Raw genomic sequence first — 16350 nt, forward strand, 5'->3', positions numbered from 1 at the left:
AGCGCTTTAAAAATAAGATGTTAGCATTTGATTTAAAGTCATGCCTCAAGCATTGCCGGTGCCGCTGGCTTTCGCCGGCGCCAACTGCGCGCCGGTGAGCCATTTCAATAAAAAAGGCCAGCAAATACCCCGGCGGCGGCGTCTTTCTGCTACTGCGCACTGCCGCGCGGAGGTGTCGTGAGCGCTCGCCAGCGCCCGCGGCGTGGCAACGGCGGCGCTGCCCCGCCGCCGGCTCAGCCCGGCGGCGGGTACTTCAGCGCGTTCTTGCGCAGTTTGTCGCGGGCGGCGGCGTTCAGGTCCACCTGGCAGACATCGGCCAGCCGCACCAGGTACATCAGCACGTCGGCCAGCTCTTCCTGCAGATGGGTGAACTCCGCCGGGTCGGCGGCAATGGCGGCGGCCTCGGCATCGGTTTTCCACTGGAAAATCTCCGCCAGCTCGCCCACTTCGCCGGCCAGCGCCAGCATCAGGTTGCGCGGCGTGTGGTAGGGCTGCCAGGCGCGCGCCGCTGCGAAGTCGCGTTGCGCGGCGATTAGCCCGTCCACGTCGACCAGTTTGCTCATGTCGTGCTCCCGCTAGGTGAAACGGCGATGCTGCCAGAAAGCAAAACACCCCGCACGTGGCGGGGTGCCGCTTTGGCCGCGGGCTGGCTCAGAGCAGGCCTTCCTCGCGCATCGCCTGCATCACCGCCGGGCGCTCGCCGATGCGGCCAACGTAGGCCTGCAGCACCGGCCAGGCGTCCAGGCTGCGGCCGAGCATGCGCGCCCAGCCCAGGCAGGTGAACAGGTAGCCGTCGGCCACGCTGAAGCCGTCGGCCAGCAGGTAGTCCTGTGTTGCCAGCTGCGCCGCCAGGGTGTCGAAGCGCTTGCCCAGCTGCTGCCAGGCCGCTTCCTGCACCGCCTCGTCCTGGCTGCGGAACATCGGCGAGAAGCCCTTGTGCACCTCGGTGGCGATGTAATTGAGGGCTTCCTGCAGCCGGTAGCGCGCCAGCGTGCCGTTGGCCGGCGCCAGCTTGCGCTCGGGGGCCTGGTCGGCGATGTACTGCACGATGGCCGCGCCCTCGGTGAGCAGCTCGCCGCTGGCCAGCTGCAGCGCCGGCACATAGCCCTTGGGATTGATGGCGCGGAAATCGGCGCCGCTCTCGGTCAGGCGCGGCTCGGCGCGCAGGTTGACCTTCTCGACACTGTACGGCAGGCCGGATTCGGCCAGCGCGATATGCGGCGACAGCGAGCAGGCACCGGGGGAGAAAAACAGCTTCATCGCGACTCCTAGCAAAAGTGGCCTCCGGGGTGGAGGAACTCAGACTAGGTGGTGCCGCTTCATGCATTTTGCAAGACGCGGCCGCGGCTAGTCGGCCGCCTTGCGGGCAAACAGCACGCGCGGCGTCGGCGCGCTGCTGCGGCGGGCCGGCTTGGGGCTAAGCAGCTGCAGGTACAGCGCCTCCACCTGCTGCCGCGCCCACGGCGTGCGGCGCAGGAAGGTGAGGCTGGACTTGATGCTGGGCTCACTGTTGAAGCAGCGGATCTTCACCAGCTGCCCCAGCTGCGGCCAACCATAGTGGCGCACCAGCTCGGTCAGCAGCGCCTCCAGCGTGATGCCGTGCAGCGGGTCATTGCTTTGCTTGTCGCTCATGCGGATACCTTGCGGCCGTGCGCCGGGTTGCGGCGGTAGGCGCAGAAGCCGGGGCGCGGGCCGATCTTGGGGTGGTTGCGGCAGGTGTTGGGGCGGCGGTCGTAGATGGTGCACAGCCGGCTGTTGGCATCCAGGTACAGGCAGTCGCCATTGGCACGCTGCGCCAGGGTGAACACCCCATGCTTGAAGTTGAAATGCTGGATGATGCGCTGCTTTTCCAGCCGTTTGGCGATGTTCTTGATGGGTTCGTCCAGCTCGAACTCGTCCACCACGCCGATGCGCACCAGATCCGGCAGCTTCACTTCCACCGGCATGGTGCAACAGGACGCCATGCAGTCGCTGCACAGCCCGTTCTTGTACTTGATCCAGGTATCGAGGCGGTCGATATCGGCCACGGCTATCCCTAACGCATTGAATTGACGACAAAATCCGCCAAAAATGCGGAAGCCGCGCATTCTACGGGCAGGCAACGGTGGTGGCAAGGCCGGGCGCGGCCGCCGGCTACGGGATCACCCCGCAGCCGATGCGCGCGCCGCCGCCGCCCAGTGCCGCCGGCTGGTCGGCATGGTTGTCGCCGCCGGCATGCAGCATCAGCGCGCGGCCGGCCAGGTCGGCCAGCTTCAGCCGCGGCGCCAGCACCGGCTGGCTGGCGTTGCCGGCCGCGTCCACGTACAGCGGCGGCAGGTCGCCGAGGTGGCCATCGCCCCACGGCGCGCCGTGACGATTGCTGGCCGCCGGGTCGTAGTGGCCGCCGGCCGCCAGCGCTGCCACCGGCTTGCCGTCGCGCAGCTGCGGCGCGCAGCTGGCGTTCTGGTGCAGATGGAAGCCGTGCAGGCCGGGCGGCAGGCCATGCAGCTGCGGGCTGAATACCAGGCCGTACGGGCTGTCGCTGATCTCCACCCGGCCCAGCGTGGCGCCGCTGCCGGCCTCGCCGGCCTGCAGCAGTTCGACGCTGATGGCGGATGCGCTGGCGGACACGGCCAGCAGGGCTAGGGTGAGCAGGCTCTTCATCAATGGACTCCCATGTCGGCGGGCCACGGCACCGCTGCCGACCCATGCCTTGTTGTAGACAGCGGCCGCGCGAATGTCATGGCGGCAATGCGGCCAACCCTGACGCTAGCGACACGGGCGGCGACACGGCTCAGGCCGGCTGCGCCGCTGCATCCGGCGCCGGGAACGGCCGCGCGTAGCTGAACGCCGCGGCACTGGGGCCATGCCGGCGCAGCAGCGCCAGCTTGTCGGCGGCCTCCTGCAGCGTGGGGAGATGGCCGGCGGGCACCCACCACAGCACGGTGGCGGCCTCGGCCATGCGGCCGAACCACTCGCGGCGGCGGCGGAAGAAATCCACGTGCTCGCTGCGGTAGACGAAGTCGCCCAGTGCTTCGATGCTGCGCCACACCGACATGTTGACGATCACCTCGTCGCCGAACGGGCGCAGCGCGGTGGCGTCGCCGGCATCGTCCTGCAGTCGCCACACGAAGCCGGGCGAGCGCTCGCCCAGGCTGTTGATGTGCTGCAGATTGTTGACGAAGTCGGCCAGCTGCGGCGACTCCAGCGGCGCAAGCAGGGTGGCGATATTGAGTTGGGCAAGCTGGTAGGCAGACATGGCGGGCTCCGTCACGGGTGGGTGTCAGCCACAGATGGCGATGACAACGGCAAAAACAAGCGGCCAACCGTGCAAGGTTGGCCGCAAGTGCATGCCGCGACGGCGCTACTGCATGGAATGCAGGCCGAAGCTGTTGCCGTCCGGGTCCAGCCCCAGCGCGATGAAGCCGTACTCGCCGATGGTCACCTTGGGCTGCAGCAGCTTGCCGCCGGCGGCCTCGATGCGGCCGGCCTCCTCGGCGCAGTCGCCGCAGCTGAAATACACCATCACGCTGTTGCCGCCGGAAGCGCGGCCATCCATGCGCACCAGCGAGCCGGCGGCACCCTTGCCGTCCGGCTGCATCGGAAAGGTCCACATTTCCATGCCGGGGAATTCCAGCTTCTCCAGCGGCAGCTGCAGCACCGCCTGATAGAAACGCACCGCGCGCGCCATGTCCTGCACATAGATTTCGAACCAGCCTACCGGGTTGTTCATGATGCTGCCTCCTGTCTGTCCGGCGCATGGCCGGTGAGACTTCAGCATAGATCAGACTGCTGAGGGGCAAGTGCAATCAACTGCTGTGCCAGGCGCAGCTATCTGCTTGTATTTGCAGGATATCGCCAGATTGCATTTCAATCTCCCACTCCCCTGTAGTCAGCTGGACATGACTATTGATGGATACCGAAGGTCCCCATGGCTGATGGTGCGGGATATGGATGGCACGCAGAGCCGGAAACAGCAGGAAGCCCTTGCCGTGGCTGGTGGTTTGCAGATGCAGTCTGCAGTTTCCCTGCTCCCAATCGACTTCGATCAGCAGCAGCGTGGCATCGTGAAGATCCGGCAGCGGCATGCAGTTACTTTCTGGCGTTACGCAAAGGGTAATCATCGCGCACGGCGTTTGGCATGTCAGCCCAGCGGTACCGGCATGATGTCACGACCCTTGCGGCCAACCCGGCAAGGTTGGCCGCAAGCAGGGGCTGCGCTTATTCCGCGTCCGGCGCCGGCTTGCGGCGGCTGGGGCGCGGCGTGGCGGGCTTGTCTGCGGCGGCGGCCGGCTTGGCCGCCGGTTTGCCATTGGGCGCGCGCGTGGCCTTGGCCGGTTTGGCAGCGGGCGGACTGCGCTTGGCGGCAGGCTGGCGCGCGGGTTTGGCGGCCGGCGTGGCAACTTCTACCGCGGCGGCTTCTGCCAATTCCGTTACCGCCGTTGTTTCCGCAGCCTCAGCAGCCTCAGCAACCTCAGCAACCTCAGCAACCTCAGCAACCTCAGCAACCTCAGCAACCTCAGCAACCTCAGCAACCTCAGCAACCTCAGCAACTGCGGCAGTGGGCACCGGCGCTGCCGCTTCGGCCTTGCCCGGCCGCGGGCTGGGGCCGCTCAGCTGCAGTGCGGCGGCCACCCGGGCCAGCCGTGCCTGTTTCTCCGCACTGATCGGCCCGGCGATGCCCAGCAGGTGCCAGGCCAGGTCCAGCGCCTGCTGCCGTTGCTGCGGTTCGGTCAGCAGGCTGCCCAGCGTGTCCAGCGCGCGGCCTTCGTCGTTGCGCACCAGCCAGGTCTGGCGGCGGATGCTGTCTTTCAGCGCCGGCAGTGCCACGCCCTCGCTCAGCGGCGTTTCCGTCATCAGCCGGCGGATGGCGTTGAACGGCCGCACGTCCACCACGCCGGTGCCGATGGCGGTGTACACCAATAGCCGCAGCAGGCCGTCGAACGGGTTGCCGGCGGTGTAGTGCTGCTCCAGCTCGGTACGCTTCAGGCGCAGCATTTCCTCGCGCTCCCAGCGCCCGGATTGCGCCTCGCGCTGCCAGCTGCCCGCCGGTGGCAGGCCGACGGCAGCGCGCAGCCACGGCGAGCCGTAGGTCAGCTCGAAGCACTGTTCCAGCGTGCGGTCGCGCCAGTCGCCCCACTGCGTCAGCGCGCTGGCTAGCCACTTGCTGCCCTGCTGCTGCCATTGCCAGAACGGGTTGTCGGCGGCCAGCGGCTGGCGCTGGCGGCGGACCTGCGCGGCGGCCTGCGGCAGCCAGCCCAGCCACGGGTTGAAGCTGGACAGCCACAGCCGCTCCTGCCGCGCCGGGTGCAGCACGCGCAGCGCCTCGGCCTGTGCCGGCTTGATCAGCTGGCGCAGCCACGGCGACACGAAGCTGTCGTACAGCTGCTGGTTGATCTCCGCCACCCGGCGCACCACTTCGAACGCCAGCTCGTCGTCGCGGCCGTCGTCCAGCGCGGCGATGTCCGCAATGTCGCGCGGCTCGAAGCGCACGATGTAGCGGCCCTGCAGGTAGTCCTGGCCCGGGGTTTCCGGGTGGGTGTCGGTGATCACCGCCTCGTACAGCCCCGGCGGCAGCACGTCGATCAGGTCCAGCGCGCTGGCCAGCTCGCTGTGCTCGCGGTTGGCCACCCCGGCGGAGACGAAGATGCCCAGGTGCCCCACCTGCTCGTGCAGGCAGTAGACGATGGTCTGCTCGTTGGCGCGGATCTCGTCGCTGCTGTGGTACAGGTCGCAGATCCAGTTCAGCGCCTGTTGCGGCGGGGTGATGTTGTCGCCCCAGCTGGCGAACACGATGATCGGCGAGCGGATGTTGCGCAGGTCGACGCGGCTGTTGCCGCGCTCCAGTTCGATGTCGCCGGCGGCCAGGTGGTTGCCGACGAACAGGTTCTGCGAGATCCACTCCATCTCCTGCTTGCCGAGCATGAAGTGGCCGCCCCACCAGCGCTCGAACTCCAGGAAGCGCTCGCGTTCGTCGTCGACGTTGGCGTACAGCCGGTACGGCTTTTCCCACAGCGTGTTGGCCGGGTTCAGGTTCTCGAAGTTGCTCACCAGGTGCGCGCCGTCGAACAGCCCGCCGCCCAGGTCGCCGGCCAGCGAGGCGCTCCAGGTGCCGCCGGTGAGGCCGCCGCTGTAGCGCAGCGGGTGCTTGCCGCGCACGCCGGACCAGTAGGCCAGCGGCGAGCCGGCCAGCAGGATGGGGCCGACCTTCTCCGGCGCGGTGGCCGCCAGCAGCGCCAGCGCCCAGCCGCCCTGGCAGTTGCCGATCACGAACGGTTTGCCGCTGATGCCGTCGTGCAGGCTGTTGATGCGGTCCAGGAAGGCTTTTTCCGCCTGTAGCACGCATTCGATGGTCTGCCCCGGCTCCGGCTGCGGAAAGAACATCACGAAGTAGCACGGGTGGCCCTGGCGCAGCGCGATGCCGATTTCGCTGTCCATCTTGAAGCCGCCGATGCCGGGGCCGTGGCCGGCGCGCGGGTCGATTACCACGAACGGCCGCTTGTCGGCGTCGGTGGCCGGGCAGCCGGCCGGCGGGCGGATGGCGGCCAGCGCGTAGTTCACCGGCTGCGGCAGCTTGCGGCCGTCCATGATGATGCTGTAGTCGAAGGCCAGCACCGGCGGCTTGCCGTCGGCGTGGTGCTCCAGGTAGACATCGCCGCGCTCGCGCAGCACGTCCAGCGTCAGGATGCCGCGCTGCCAGGCATCGGTGAGGTAGGCATTCAGCTGGTGGAACAGGGTGGCGCTGTACATGGCAGGCTCCGCGGGTCGGGTAGTAGCGTCAGCATAGCCATAACTTTGTTGCAGTGCAGCTAAGGTACGGGGCAAAAATGTATTTGCATGTCCTTGAGCGCTGGCGGGCAAGGCCTGGCGGCCAAGCGGCCCGGTGGCGGGCAGTGTGTGCGACGCAACAGTGGGCTGCCGCCGCGGCGCGGCTTGCCCCCGCCCGGCGCCGGTTCCACGTGAAACGCGGCGGCGCTCAGGCGCGGCCGATCTTGTCGCCCAGGTTCACCAGCAGCACGCCGGCGATCACCAGTACCGCGCCCAGCAGACGCCAGCTGTTGATCTCCTTCAGCGGCATGCCCAGCCAGCCGTAGCGGTCGAATAGCAGCGACGCGCACACCTGGCCGGCGATGATCAGCGACAGCATCACCGCCACCCCCAGCCGCGGCGCCAGCAAGGTGGTGCCGAACACGAACAGCGCGCCCAGCGCACCGCCGGTCAGCATCCACCACTCGGCCTTGGGCAGTGCGGCCAACCCTACCCAGCGCTGGCCGGTGAGCAGTGCGGCGATGGCCAGGGTGACCGAGCCGACCAGAAACGACACCAGCGCCGCCATGATCGGGCTGCCGCCGATCAGCGCCTTGAGCTGGTTATTGATGGCGGCCTGCAGCGGTACCACGATGCCGATAATGAAGGCCAGCGGGAGGTAAAGCGAGTTCATGGGGCTATCCGGTGGGGTGGGAGCGGCGATGATCCTGCCAACGCAGTTGGCATGCAAGCAACGCAGTGTTCAGCGGCGCCGGCGCTACCCACGAGCCAGCATGCGCGGGCGCGAGCAGGCGAACCCCGTGGGGCGCGGCAGCGACATGACGGCACTGCGCCGCCCGAAGCGATGGCCACGCGGTAGCGCCCGGCCGCAACCGCTCGCCGCCGCTGGCGGGCAGGCTCAGTCCTGGCTGCCGGCCTGGCCGTCCCAGTAGTCCATGGTGGCCTTGCCGTCGAAGCCCTGCCCCAGGCTGCGCACGCCGACGCGGCCGCTTTCCGGGTACACCACCACCTCGTTGCGGTTGCGCTCGCCGATGATCAGGTAGCGGCACACCGCGTCGCTGTGGTTGAACAGCGCATGGCCCACCTGCTGCCCGGCGGGAAAGCACACGTAGTCGCCAGCCTGCATGCGGTAGCGCGCCTCGCCCAGCAGCAGCGTCAGCTCGCCGTCCAGAATCAGCAGCTGCTCTTCCTCCTGCATGTGGTAGTGCAGCGGGCAGGATTGCTTGCCGGGCGCCAGCTCCTCGCGGCTCACGCCGACATGCTGCGCGCCGCCGAATTCGCCCAGCTGTTGATAACGCAGGCCGAAGCGGCTGCCCTGTTGATAACTGTCCCACGGCACGCTGTCGGCGGCGAACGGCTCGCAGGCGCCGGCGGTGTTACGGCTGGTTTTCTGATCCATCGGTCTGGCTCCGGATGATTGTCGGCACAATCTGGCGTCAGCCATCGTGGTGGTCAATGGCCACTGGCGTAATGGCCAGTAGGCGCCGGCCGCCGGGCCGGCAGGCGGCGGCTACTGCGTGGCAGAGCTTTCGCTGCGCTGCAGCTGCTGGTTGTAGCCGTCCACGGTCTGCTGCACCGCCTTGGCTTTGTCCAGCTCCTGGCGCTGGCTTTCGGCGATCTTGCCGCTGGGGCCGCAGGCGGCCAGCAGGAATACAGTAAGCAACAGCACGCGCATGATCGGCTCCACAACAAGGGGGTGCTTGCGTTGTAGGCAAGGGCGCGGCCGGAACACAAGGAAAAATGCGGCCAACCTTGGCCGCCGGTGGCGGCGCTACCGTCCGCCGGGCCGGCCAGGCTCAGCCCAGCCAGCAGCTCAGGCCGGCGGTCAGCCACAGCAGCAGTGCGAACAGCTGGCGCAGCCGCTGCTGCGGCAGGCGGTAGGCCAGCGCCACCCCGGGCGACACCGTGCACAGCCCGCCCAGCGCCAGGCACAGCCCCAGCGGCCAGTCCACCGCGCCGGCGCGGCCGTAGCTGGCCAGCGCCACCAGCGCGCCCGGCAGCACCAGCGCCAGGGCCAGCCCCTGCGCCTCGGTCTGCGCCTTGCCGAAGCCGCGCACCAGGATGGGCGCCGCCACGATGCCGGCGCCCACGCTGAAGAAACCGGCGCAGGCGCCGCCGATCAGCCCCACGCCGGGCAGATAGCGCGCCGGCCACGGGTGCGGTGTGGCGCGCTGCGGCCGGGGCCGCGCCTCGCGCCAGAAATAGCCGCCCAGCAGCAGCAGGAAAGCGGCAAACACCTGCCGCAGCAGCGCCTTGTCCAGCCCCAGCGCCAGCTGCGCCGCCAGCCAGGTGGCCAGCACCGACAGCGCGCCGATGCGCAGCGCCAGCGACAGCGGGAACGGGCTGCGCTGGCGGTAGCGCCAGAACGCCAGCAGCACATTCGGCACCATCATCACCAGCGCCGTGCCCTGCGCCATGCTCTGTTCCAGGCCGTAGGCGGCGCCCAGCAGCGGTATCGCCAGAATGCCGCCGCCGATGCCCAGCAGGCCGCCCACCCCGCCCAGCACCGCGCCCAGCAGTAATGCGGCCAACGTTGTCACTATGTCCGGATGCACGCCCTGCTCCCTTTTGCTGTTGCCTGCGCGCAGTGTATAGCGGCTATTGGTGGCTATAATTTCGCCACCAACAAACCATTCTTGATTTGAGCGCAACAATGGACCCGGTCGCCGACCTCGCCTTCTTCAGCCGCCTGCTGCAGTGCGGCAGCCTCACCGCCACCGCGCAGCAACTGGGCATCACCCCGCCCGCCGTCAGCCGCCGCCTGAGCGCGCTGGAACAGCGCCTCGGCGTGCGGCTGGTCAACCGCACCACCCGCACCCTGGCGCTGACCGCGGAGGGCGAACGTTACCTGGCGCGCGGCCGGCCGCTGCTGGCCGAACTGCTGGAACTGGAACAGGAGCTGAGCGCCGCCAGCGCCGCGCCGCAGGGCCTGCTGCGCGTCAACGCCACGCTGGGCTTCGGCCGCCGCCACATCGCCCCGGCGGTGTCGGCCTTCGTGCGCGCCTATCCGCAAGTGCAGGTGCAACTGCAGCTGAGCGACCGCATGCCGGCGCTGAGCGACGGCAGCTTCGATGTCAGCATCCGCTTCGGCGCGCCGCCGGATGCGCGCATCGTGGCGCGGCGTATCGCCGCCAACCGCCGCATCCTGTGCGCCGCTCCCGGCTACCTGGCGCGGCACCCGGCACCGACCGAGCCGGCCGAGCTGCGCGCGCACCAGTGCATCGTGGTGCGCGAGAACGACGATATCTGGGGCAACTGGGTGCTGCACAGCGGTAGCCAGGTGCAGACGGTGAAGGTGGCTGGCGCGCTGTCCAGCAACGATGGGGAAACCGCGGTGAACTGGGCGCTGGACGGCCACGGCGTGCTGCTGCGCTCGCTATGGGATGTCACGCCCTACCTGCACAGCGGCCGCCTGCGGCAGCTGCTGCCGGCGTGGAGCGGTGCGCCGGCCGACATCTGGGCGCTGTACCCGTCGCGACTGGGGCTGTCGGCGCGGGTGCGCTGCTTCGTCGACTACCTGGTGGCGCATTTCGACGCCGCGGTCAACTGGCAAGGGGCGTGAGTACGGCTTGAGCCGGCGGCCAACGTTGGCCGCAGGGCGGCTTCAAAGTCGGTAGTCGAAGTGGTAATGGTGCTGGCCGCCGATGATGTCGATGCGCATCTCGCCGCTGAGCCCGGCCAGCTCACCGCAGGCCGAATCCGGCACCACCGTCAGCGTCAGCTGCTTCTCGCCGCGCGTCATCACTCCGCTGTGCTGTAGCAGGAAGCTGCCCTGCCGCCCCGCCAGGCTGCCCTGCACCTGCTCAATGGCAACATAGCCGGCAGAACCCGGCGTGGGGGTGATGGCGCTAAGCATCTCGCCACGGCTGCTGCCGCTGAGATCGCCGCTGAATTCCTTCTCGATGGCGAGGCGCCCCAGCTGCATTTCGTCGGTGCCCTGATGAAAAATCACCAGCGGCGTGAGTTTGACGTTGAACGTACCGATTGCCAGCATGCTGCTGTCTCCTGTGGGGGCGCGGCCCTGTCCGGCCCTAGTTGATAAAGTAGCCGGAAATCCGCCAACTGCCATCCGCTTCGCGTTGTGGTGTTACCGTTTCGATTGCTTCTGCACGGTTATCGAAACGGACTCGGTACTGGATTACCACATACTCATCCCTGAGCGTCGATATTGTTTATCTGGCACAGCACTCCGCGTCAGCCGAGCGGGATGATGTGTATGCGTCGGTTGACATTTGGCGCTGTACCTGCCGTGGCAGGCGACTGCCGGCCAAGATGCGCTGTTTTGTGGCCCTTCTTGCTGGTCATTTTTTCCGACGAAACAGGCTAGAAAGGTTGACCACAAAGTCATGACGGTTTGCGGACAACCTTTTTAATTAATCGGTGAAGCGTTGTGTTTCGTGGACTAGCGCGATCTACTATGCCAGGCTTAAAATATTTTATTGTTTTAATGTGGTGGCATTATTTTTTCGGGTGGGTGACTATGCGGCTATAACCCCGCGAGCTAATTTTGGATCTTGTTTTATTGCTGTTTGGTATTTTTGTGTCGATTGGGGAAATTCCATTCTTTTCAAGTAACTCAATGGCTGTAACATTTGCCTGTTTGATTTCCATTAAGATTTTTAATCTTTGAGTAATTGGTTTTGGTAAAATATCAGCATAGATTTTTGCTTCGATTTCAATGGTTCCAGAAGTTGTTGCACCAATAACCATTCTATGTTTTGATCTTACCGTGCGCTGAGGTTGTAGCGCCCTTGTTTCAAATGTTGCATTCCATTGATCAGTTACGGACTCCACCGCAAATGACTCATCGCCTGTATTCATTTGAATATTGTCATAAAATGACAGCCCCCCCATGCCAGAGTGTGTTTGTGGAGGATTTATATTAAAATCAACATTTGTTCCAATCTGTATGTCGTGAATGTCGGAAGATATTTTCATATCAATAAAAATGTCTCGTGCACCAATAAGGCCGTTGTTTTTTAAGGAAAATGATACTGGGCGAAGTAAGGCAGATTTAACAAGAAACTCAACATACTCCCTATAGTAATTCTTGTTGTCCCGATTCATGAAGCTAGATAGAGACCAACTATCATTTTCCGAAGAATCATGTTCGACTTTCCCATAGTCTGGTATTGCATCAATTCCGTGTGAAATTATATTGGTTGCTTCAAGGCTTATCGTCTGGCCGAGGGTTTCACCAGTTTTACTATCGCAAAACTCCAATGAAATTGCAGATGAGATATCCCCTGTCAAATTGCTAGTAGTATGCTTTTCTGTAGCAATAAGTGTTCGTAGCTGTATCTCAATCTGCTTTGCCAGCTTGTCACGAAACTCAATTTGACTTGAAAATGATTCAATCAATGCTTTGGGAAACGTTTTCTCTTTAAATTCACGTAATTTTTGTAATTGCTCTATTTCAATAGAGTTGGGGTCTTTCTTTATTTGAGAGAAATAAAGCATGACGGTTCTCCCTTGACCGGCGACTCTTTCGATTTCTTCTAGAGTTCCACTATCTGATACGCCTGTTGGGCTTCCAATTCTCGTCCAGAAAATTCCGATCAGAATGTCACAGTGATCAACTATTTGTCGGTTAATAATTTCTTGCGGACGTGTTCCATATTCTGGTGCTGAGTGAGTTTCCCAACGCAGTGGCAACATGACAATTCGCCGTTCAGGAGAATTAAGATCATTCCATTCTTGAATTGTCTTAACTGCAATTTCTCTCTCCTCATCTACATCTGATGGTGATGCTATAAGTACTCGAAAGACTTTTGCTTCATATGCCATTTTTCGTCCAGTAAAGCTAAGTTTGAATTAGATAGAGATTAATATCAGAGGCACTATCATGATCGAATTAGCGCCGCTGGCAAGAGTATCACTATTCTAGCAAATAAAAATGACAAAAGGGCAAGCCGTATGGCTTGCCCTTGTTGTTTGGCGAGGTGAAAACCGCGGCTTGCGGCCAACGTTGGCCGCATCTTGCGGCTAGCTTACGAAGCCGGCCGCTGCTTGAAGAAGGTAATCGGTGCGCTGGCCGGGATGTCGCTCGGCGGCGCGGTTTTCAGGATGTGCTTCTTCATCTTGCCCATCACGTGCATTTCGCACGGCCGGCATTCGAATTTCAGGGTGTAGGTCTCGTCGCCGGATTTCAGCACCATCGGGTCGGCGCGCACCTGGCCCATCACCCCCTTCACGCCCTTGGCCTGCTTGGGGCACAGGTTGTAGGAGAAGCGCAGGCAGTGCTTGGTGATCATCAGCGACACCTCGCCCTCTTCCTGGTGCGCCTCGTAGGCGGGCTCGATGACTTCCACGCCGTGCTGCTGGTAGAAGTCCCACGCCTTGGCGTTGTAGACGTTGGCGAGGTAGCTCAGGCTCTGCTCGGGGAACTGCGGCTTGGGTTCGGCTTCCACCTTGCGCGGCGGGCGTTGCCATGCGGCCAACCTGGCCGCTTCCAGCTGCTCCACCGCGTCGCGGCGCAGGCCGTTGATCACCGAGGCCGGCACGAACCACGGCTGGCTGAGGTTCAATGCCACGTCGTGTGCCTGGAACATGCTGGTGCCGAGCTTGGCCACCGCCTCGCGCAGGCTGGCTTCGGCGCGGGCGGCGTCTTTGGCCGGTTCCAGCGCCAGGTTGGCCGCAGCGCTGGCGCTGCAGCCGTCGGCGTCGGTCAGGGTCAGCGTCAGGCCGTCCGCGTTGTCGGCCAGGGTGGCCCATACGCCCACGCGGCGCTCGGCAGATTTCTTCAGCAGCGCCAGCTCCCAGGCGTGGTCGCGGTTGCGGCTGATGTCGGTGCCGGGCTTGAGGCCGGCCAGCAGCGCCGGGTCGTTCGGCTGGCAGCGCCACAGCAGCTCGCCGCCCGGCACCTTGCCCACCTGCTTCACGGTGTTGAGCTGCATGCCCACCACCTCGCGCTTCTTCATGAAGTTGATGCCGTCGCCGTTGCTCATCTGTTCGCTGGTGGCGATCTCCAGCCAGCCGTCGCCCACCTGGTGCACGCTGCCCAGCTGCACGCCGACGAACTTGGGCGAATCGAAGGCGCCGATGTCGATCTTGCGGCCGGTGGCGAAGTAGTCGGTGGCGCCGCGGTGGAAGGTCTTGTCCGGGTCCGGGGTGAAGTAGATCTCGCTGCTGCCGCTGGCGGCTGGCGCCAGCTCCGGGCGGCGCTCGAAGATTTCGTCCAGCAGCAGCCGGTAGTGGGCGGTGATGTTCTTCACATAGCTCACGTCCTTGTAGCGGCCCTCGATCTTCAGCGAGCGCACGCCGGCGTCCAGCAGCGCTTCCAGGTTGTTGCTCTGGTTATTGTCCTTCATCGACAGCAGGTGCTTGTCGAAGGCCACCACGCCGCCTTTTTCGTCGGTCAGCGTGTACGGCAGGCGACAGGCTTGCGAGCAGTCGCCACGGTTGGCGCTGCGGCCGGTGTCGGCATGGCTGATGTAGCACTGGCCGGAGAACGCCACGCACAGCGCGCCGTGGATGAAGTATTCGATGGTGGCCGGGTCGGCACCTTCGGCCACGGTCTGCGCGATCTTGGCGATCTGCGGGATGGTCAGCTCGCGCGCCAGCACGATCTGGCTGAAGCCGGCATCGGACAGGAAGCGCGCCTTCTCCGGGGTGCGGATGTCGCACTGGGTGGAGGCATGCAGCTGGATCGGCGGCAGGTCGAGCTGCAGGATGCCCATATCCTGCACGATCAGCGCATCGACGCCGGCGTCGTACAGCTGCCAGATCAGCGTGCGCGCGGCGTCCAGCTCGGCGTCGTGCAGGATGGTGTTGAGGGTGGCGAAGATGCGCGCGTGGTAGCGGTGGGCAAACTGCACCAGGGAGGCGATGTCTTGCACGCTGTTGCAGGCGTTATGGCGCGCGCCAAAGCTGGGGCCGCCGATATACACCGCATCGGCGCCGTGCAGAATGGCCTCGCGGCCGATGTCGGCGTTCTTGGCGGGGGACAGCAGCTCAACCTGGTGCGGCAACAGACTCATGAATACTTCCTGCGGTGGGTGGGGTGAAGGGGCGGAAGTATAGCGGAATCAGTGGCTTAGGACACCCCGAAAAACTCCCGCTTTCGTCGCGATACTGCGTTGCTCACGAAAAATCCCTCCTTACATATCAAACATATGCAGCGTCGGGATTTTTCGTTCGCGCCTTGTCTCGCCGTGTTATCTCGATTGGAAATCAGGGGTTTTCGAGGGGCTCTTAGGTGTAAGCCGCGCGCGGCACTGCCGTGAGCGTCGGCAGCGGCCGCGTGGCGGGGGGCGGCGCTTAGCTCAGCAGGCGGAAGATTTCCCAGTGCTGGGTGCCGGAAACCACGTGCGGCTCCAGCATTTTGCTCCAGGCGGCGTGGCTGTCCAGGCTGGCGAGCTTGGTCCAGGCGGCTTCCAGCTCGGCCAGGCTGGCGACGGCGATTTCGGACTGGATGGTGGATTCCTTGGCGCCGATCGAGCCGGTGAGCAGGCGGGTGTTGGCTTCGGTCCAGCCAACCTGCGAGCCGATCTCCCGCATCCAGCGGTGCATCTGCTCGAGCACTTCCGCTTTGTGGCCAAAGCGGGCCTCGATACTCCAGCGAGCAATGAACATGGTGCAACTCCTGTCAGGCAGGGCCTGCACGCCTGCCTGCGGCCAACGGCGGCCGCTGCCGGCGCAAGGCCGTGGCGCAGGGCTGCCGGGCCGCCTGCACTGCGGACGCAGCGCGCGCATGCCCAGGGTGTACCCCAGCATAGACCATGGCCACGCCGGCGCCAGGCTAGCCGGACAACAGGTTGGCCAGCTCGTCCACCGCCTCCGCCCACTCGGCATCGTCGTCCAGCGACTGCTTCAGGAACGCCGCCTGCGCATTGCTCCAGAACGGCGCTTCTTCGATATTGGTTTCGTGCGCCAGCGGGTGGCTGGCGATAAAGGCGCGGATGGCGCTGGCTTCTGCCGGCAGGCCCAGTTGCTTGAACAGGGCCGGCAGATCGTGACGGCTGGTATCCATGTGGCGCTCCTGTTGGCGGGGTGTCCTGTCCAGCATAGACGGCGCTGGAACTTGCTGCGGGGCAATTGTTCTAGTGGCTATCGACCCGTATCTGGCCACCGGCCCGGAGAGCCCGCATGTACCGAATTACCCCATTGATCGCCACCGTGCTGCTGCTGAGCGCCTGCAGCGCGGAGCAGACCGCGCAATTGCAACAGCAGGCGTCGGCCGCCATTGGCGGCGTGCACCAGGCGGTGCAGGACAGCAGCGCGCCGCTGGCGGAGCTGAAACAGCAAGCCAGTGCCGCCATCGGCAGCACCGAGCGGCTGAAGCAACAGGCCAGCGCCGCCATCGGCGTGGCCAAGCGCGTGGGCGCGGCGGCAGCCATGCTCGACCCGGAACTGGGGCAGCAGATCGATGAAGCCAAGCAGCAGCTGGATGCCGCCAAACAGGCGGCCGGTGCCATCAGCGGCAAGCAATGACGTTGCGGCCAACGTTGGCCGCATCCCGGCGTGGCGGGATCGGCCAGCGCCGGCCCGCGGCATGCCATTGGCCGAGTGCGGCGGTGCCGTTGTCTGGCTGCCAGGCGAGCACCGCTGGCGACCGCAAAAAAAACGGCCGGCAAGCCCATGCTTGCCGGCCGTGCTGAGCCG

Annotated in this window: 21 protein-coding genes; 2 read left to right on the plus strand and 19 right to left on the minus strand. The window is 64.9% G+C overall.

The window, feature by feature from the left end:
- Positions 1–233 precede the first annotated feature (233 nt).
- From ACFOLG_RS04370 to ACFOLG_RS04430, 13 genes are all read right to left on the minus strand, one after another.
- Positions 234–563 (minus strand): nucleotide pyrophosphohydrolase, encoded by a 330-nt coding sequence (locus ACFOLG_RS04370; RefSeq protein ID WP_386088797.1) that lies wholly within the window; start codon positions 561–563, stop codon positions 234–236.
- Between the two features lie 88 nt (positions 564–651).
- A complete protein-coding gene (gene gstA / locus ACFOLG_RS04375; protein WP_386088799.1) occupies positions 652–1260 on the minus strand; it encodes a glutathione transferase GstA in 609 nt (202 codons plus the stop codon).
- Between the two features lie 87 nt (positions 1261–1347).
- On the minus strand, positions 1348–1632 hold the full coding sequence (locus ACFOLG_RS04380; protein ID WP_386088801.1) for a VF530 family protein: 285 nt from the start codon (positions 1630–1632) through the stop codon (positions 1348–1350).
- Positions 1629–2027, minus strand: a complete 399-nt coding sequence (locus ACFOLG_RS04385; protein ID WP_449369280.1) for a YkgJ family cysteine cluster protein — start codon at positions 2025–2027, stop codon at positions 1629–1631. The genes ACFOLG_RS04380 and ACFOLG_RS04385 overlap by 4 nt, the downstream gene beginning before the upstream one ends.
- Positions 2028–2133: 106 nt before the next feature.
- On the minus strand, positions 2134–2643 hold the full coding sequence (gene sodC, locus ACFOLG_RS04390; RefSeq protein WP_386088806.1) for a superoxide dismutase [Cu-Zn] SodC: 510 nt from the start codon (positions 2641–2643) through the stop codon (positions 2134–2136).
- 130 nt (positions 2644–2773) lie between these two features.
- Complete coding sequence (locus ACFOLG_RS04395) at positions 2774–3238, minus strand: DUF3291 domain-containing protein (RefSeq protein WP_386088809.1); 465 nt, start codon at positions 3236–3238, stop codon at positions 2774–2776.
- A 105-nt stretch (positions 3239–3343) separates the two neighbouring features.
- On the minus strand, positions 3344–3712 hold the full coding sequence (locus tag ACFOLG_RS04400; protein WP_386088811.1) for a VOC family protein: 369 nt from the start codon (positions 3710–3712) through the stop codon (positions 3344–3346).
- 76 nt (positions 3713–3788) lie between these two features.
- The gene (locus ACFOLG_RS04405; protein ID WP_386088813.1) at positions 3789–4067 is read right to left on the minus strand and encodes a hypothetical protein; all 279 of its coding nucleotides are present in this window, start codon (positions 4065–4067) and stop codon (positions 3789–3791) included.
- A 133-nt stretch (positions 4068–4200) separates the two neighbouring features.
- The gene (locus tag ACFOLG_RS04410) at positions 4201–6729 is read right to left on the minus strand and encodes a DUF3141 domain-containing protein (protein WP_386088815.1); all 2529 of its coding nucleotides are present in this window, start codon (positions 6727–6729) and stop codon (positions 4201–4203) included.
- A 226-nt stretch (positions 6730–6955) separates the two neighbouring features.
- On the minus strand, positions 6956–7420 hold the full coding sequence (locus ACFOLG_RS04415) for a DMT family transporter (RefSeq protein WP_386088818.1): 465 nt from the start codon (positions 7418–7420) through the stop codon (positions 6956–6958).
- 225 nt (positions 7421–7645) lie between these two features.
- Entirely contained in the window at positions 7646–8146 is a 501-nt protein-coding gene (locus ACFOLG_RS04420) for a cupin domain-containing protein (protein WP_386088820.1), read from the minus strand.
- A gap of 111 nt (positions 8147–8257) precedes the next feature.
- A complete protein-coding gene (locus ACFOLG_RS04425) occupies positions 8258–8422 on the minus strand; it encodes a hypothetical protein (protein ID WP_386088822.1) in 165 nt (54 codons plus the stop codon).
- 121 nt (positions 8423–8543) lie between these two features.
- Positions 8544–9302 carry a sulfite exporter TauE/SafE family protein gene (locus ACFOLG_RS04430; protein ID WP_386088825.1) on the minus strand — a complete coding sequence of 253 codons (759 nt, stop codon included), beginning with the start codon at positions 9300–9302 and terminating at the stop codon, positions 8544–8546.
- A gap of 98 nt (positions 9303–9400) precedes the next feature.
- Between ACFOLG_RS04430 and ACFOLG_RS04435 the strand changes: the two genes are divergently transcribed.
- Positions 9401–10309 (plus strand): LysR family transcriptional regulator, encoded by a 909-nt coding sequence (locus tag ACFOLG_RS04435; RefSeq protein ID WP_386088827.1) that lies wholly within the window; start codon positions 9401–9403, stop codon positions 10307–10309.
- A gap of 42 nt (positions 10310–10351) precedes the next feature.
- Here ACFOLG_RS04435 and ACFOLG_RS04440 read toward each other — a convergent pair whose 3' ends face one another.
- The 6 genes from ACFOLG_RS04440 to ACFOLG_RS04465 all read right to left on the minus strand — a co-directional run bounded on the left by ACFOLG_RS04440 (position 10352) and on the right by ACFOLG_RS04465 (position 15718).
- The gene (locus tag ACFOLG_RS04440) at positions 10352–10741 is read right to left on the minus strand and encodes a DUF3224 domain-containing protein (protein WP_386088830.1); all 390 of its coding nucleotides are present in this window, start codon (positions 10739–10741) and stop codon (positions 10352–10354) included.
- Positions 10742–10778: 37 nt separating this feature from the next.
- Complete coding sequence (locus ACFOLG_RS04445; protein WP_386088832.1) at positions 10779–10892, minus strand: DUF4019 domain-containing protein; 114 nt, start codon at positions 10890–10892, stop codon at positions 10779–10781.
- A 313-nt stretch (positions 10893–11205) separates the two neighbouring features.
- On the minus strand, positions 11206–12534 hold the full coding sequence (locus ACFOLG_RS04450; RefSeq protein ID WP_386088834.1) for a hypothetical protein: 1329 nt from the start codon (positions 12532–12534) through the stop codon (positions 11206–11208).
- Between the two features lie 203 nt (positions 12535–12737).
- Positions 12738–14726, minus strand: coding sequence for a peptidase U32 family protein (locus tag ACFOLG_RS04455; protein WP_386088837.1), 1989 nt, complete (start codon positions 14724–14726; stop codon positions 12738–12740).
- Positions 14727–15006: 280 nt separating this feature from the next.
- On the minus strand, positions 15007–15321 hold the full coding sequence (locus ACFOLG_RS04460) for a hypothetical protein (RefSeq protein WP_386088840.1): 315 nt from the start codon (positions 15319–15321) through the stop codon (positions 15007–15009).
- A gap of 166 nt (positions 15322–15487) precedes the next feature.
- Positions 15488–15718 (minus strand): DUF2789 domain-containing protein, encoded by a 231-nt coding sequence (locus tag ACFOLG_RS04465; RefSeq protein ID WP_386088843.1) that lies wholly within the window; start codon positions 15716–15718, stop codon positions 15488–15490.
- Positions 15719–15834: 116 nt separating this feature from the next.
- On the opposite strand from ACFOLG_RS04465, the gene ACFOLG_RS04470 reads away from it, so the two are divergent.
- A complete protein-coding gene (locus ACFOLG_RS04470; protein ID WP_386088846.1) occupies positions 15835–16179 on the plus strand; it encodes a hypothetical protein in 345 nt (114 codons plus the stop codon).
- Positions 16180–16350: the final 171 nt, after the last annotated feature.

The sequence above is a fragment of the Vogesella facilis genome (assembly GCF_042648525.1).
Lineage (GTDB): Bacteria > Pseudomonadota > Gammaproteobacteria > Burkholderiales > Chromobacteriaceae > Vogesella > Vogesella facilis.

Bases quoted from the DNA above. Each gene is read 5' to 3' on its own strand.
- ACFOLG_RS04455 (WP_386088837.1), bottom strand. From the start codon at position 14,726: ATGAGTCTGTTGCCGCACCAGGTTGAGCTGCTGTCCCCCGCCAAGAAC.
- ACFOLG_RS04435 (WP_386088827.1), top strand. From the start codon at position 9,401: ATGGACCCGGTCGCCGACCTCGCCTTCTTCAGCCGCCTGCTGCAGTGC.
- ACFOLG_RS04460 (WP_386088840.1), bottom strand. From the start codon at position 15,321: ATGTTCATTGCTCGCTGGAGTATCGAGGCCCGCTTTGGCCACAAAGCG.
- ACFOLG_RS04405 (WP_386088813.1), bottom strand. From the start codon at position 4,067: ATGCCGCTGCCGGATCTTCACGATGCCACGCTGCTGCTGATCGAAGTC.
- ACFOLG_RS04420 (WP_386088820.1), bottom strand. From the start codon at position 8,146: ATGGATCAGAAAACCAGCCGTAACACCGCCGGCGCCTGCGAGCCGTTC.
- ACFOLG_RS04415 (WP_386088818.1), bottom strand. From the start codon at position 7,420: ATGAACTCGCTTTACCTCCCGCTGGCCTTCATTATCGGCATCGTGGTA.
- ACFOLG_RS04395 (WP_386088809.1), bottom strand. From the start codon at position 3,238: ATGTCTGCCTACCAGCTTGCCCAACTCAATATCGCCACCCTGCTTGCG.
- sodC (WP_386088806.1), bottom strand. From the start codon at position 2,643: ATGAAGAGCCTGCTCACCCTAGCCCTGCTGGCCGTGTCCGCCAGCGCA.
- ACFOLG_RS04370 (WP_386088797.1), bottom strand. From the start codon at position 563: ATGAGCAAACTGGTCGACGTGGACGGGCTAATCGCCGCGCAACGCGAC.
- ACFOLG_RS04400 (WP_386088811.1), bottom strand. From the start codon at position 3,712: ATGAACAACCCGGTAGGCTGGTTCGAAATCTATGTGCAGGACATGGCG.
- ACFOLG_RS04440 (WP_386088830.1), bottom strand. From the start codon at position 10,741: ATGCTGGCAATCGGTACGTTCAACGTCAAACTCACGCCGCTGGTGATT.
- gstA (WP_386088799.1), bottom strand. From the start codon at position 1,260: ATGAAGCTGTTTTTCTCCCCCGGTGCCTGCTCGCTGTCGCCGCATATC.
- ACFOLG_RS04410 (WP_386088815.1), bottom strand. From the start codon at position 6,729: ATGTACAGCGCCACCCTGTTCCACCAGCTGAATGCCTACCTCACCGAT.
- ACFOLG_RS04465 (WP_386088843.1), bottom strand. From the start codon at position 15,718: ATGGATACCAGCCGTCACGATCTGCCGGCCCTGTTCAAGCAACTGGGC.
- ACFOLG_RS04380 (WP_386088801.1), bottom strand. From the start codon at position 1,632: ATGAGCGACAAGCAAAGCAATGACCCGCTGCACGGCATCACGCTGGAG.
- ACFOLG_RS04470 (WP_386088846.1), top strand. From the start codon at position 15,835: ATGTACCGAATTACCCCATTGATCGCCACCGTGCTGCTGCTGAGCGCC.
- ACFOLG_RS04425 (WP_386088822.1), bottom strand. From the start codon at position 8,422: ATGCGCGTGCTGTTGCTTACTGTATTCCTGCTGGCCGCCTGCGGCCCC.
- ACFOLG_RS04450 (WP_386088834.1), bottom strand. From the start codon at position 12,534: ATGGCATATGAAGCAAAAGTCTTTCGAGTACTTATAGCATCACCATCA.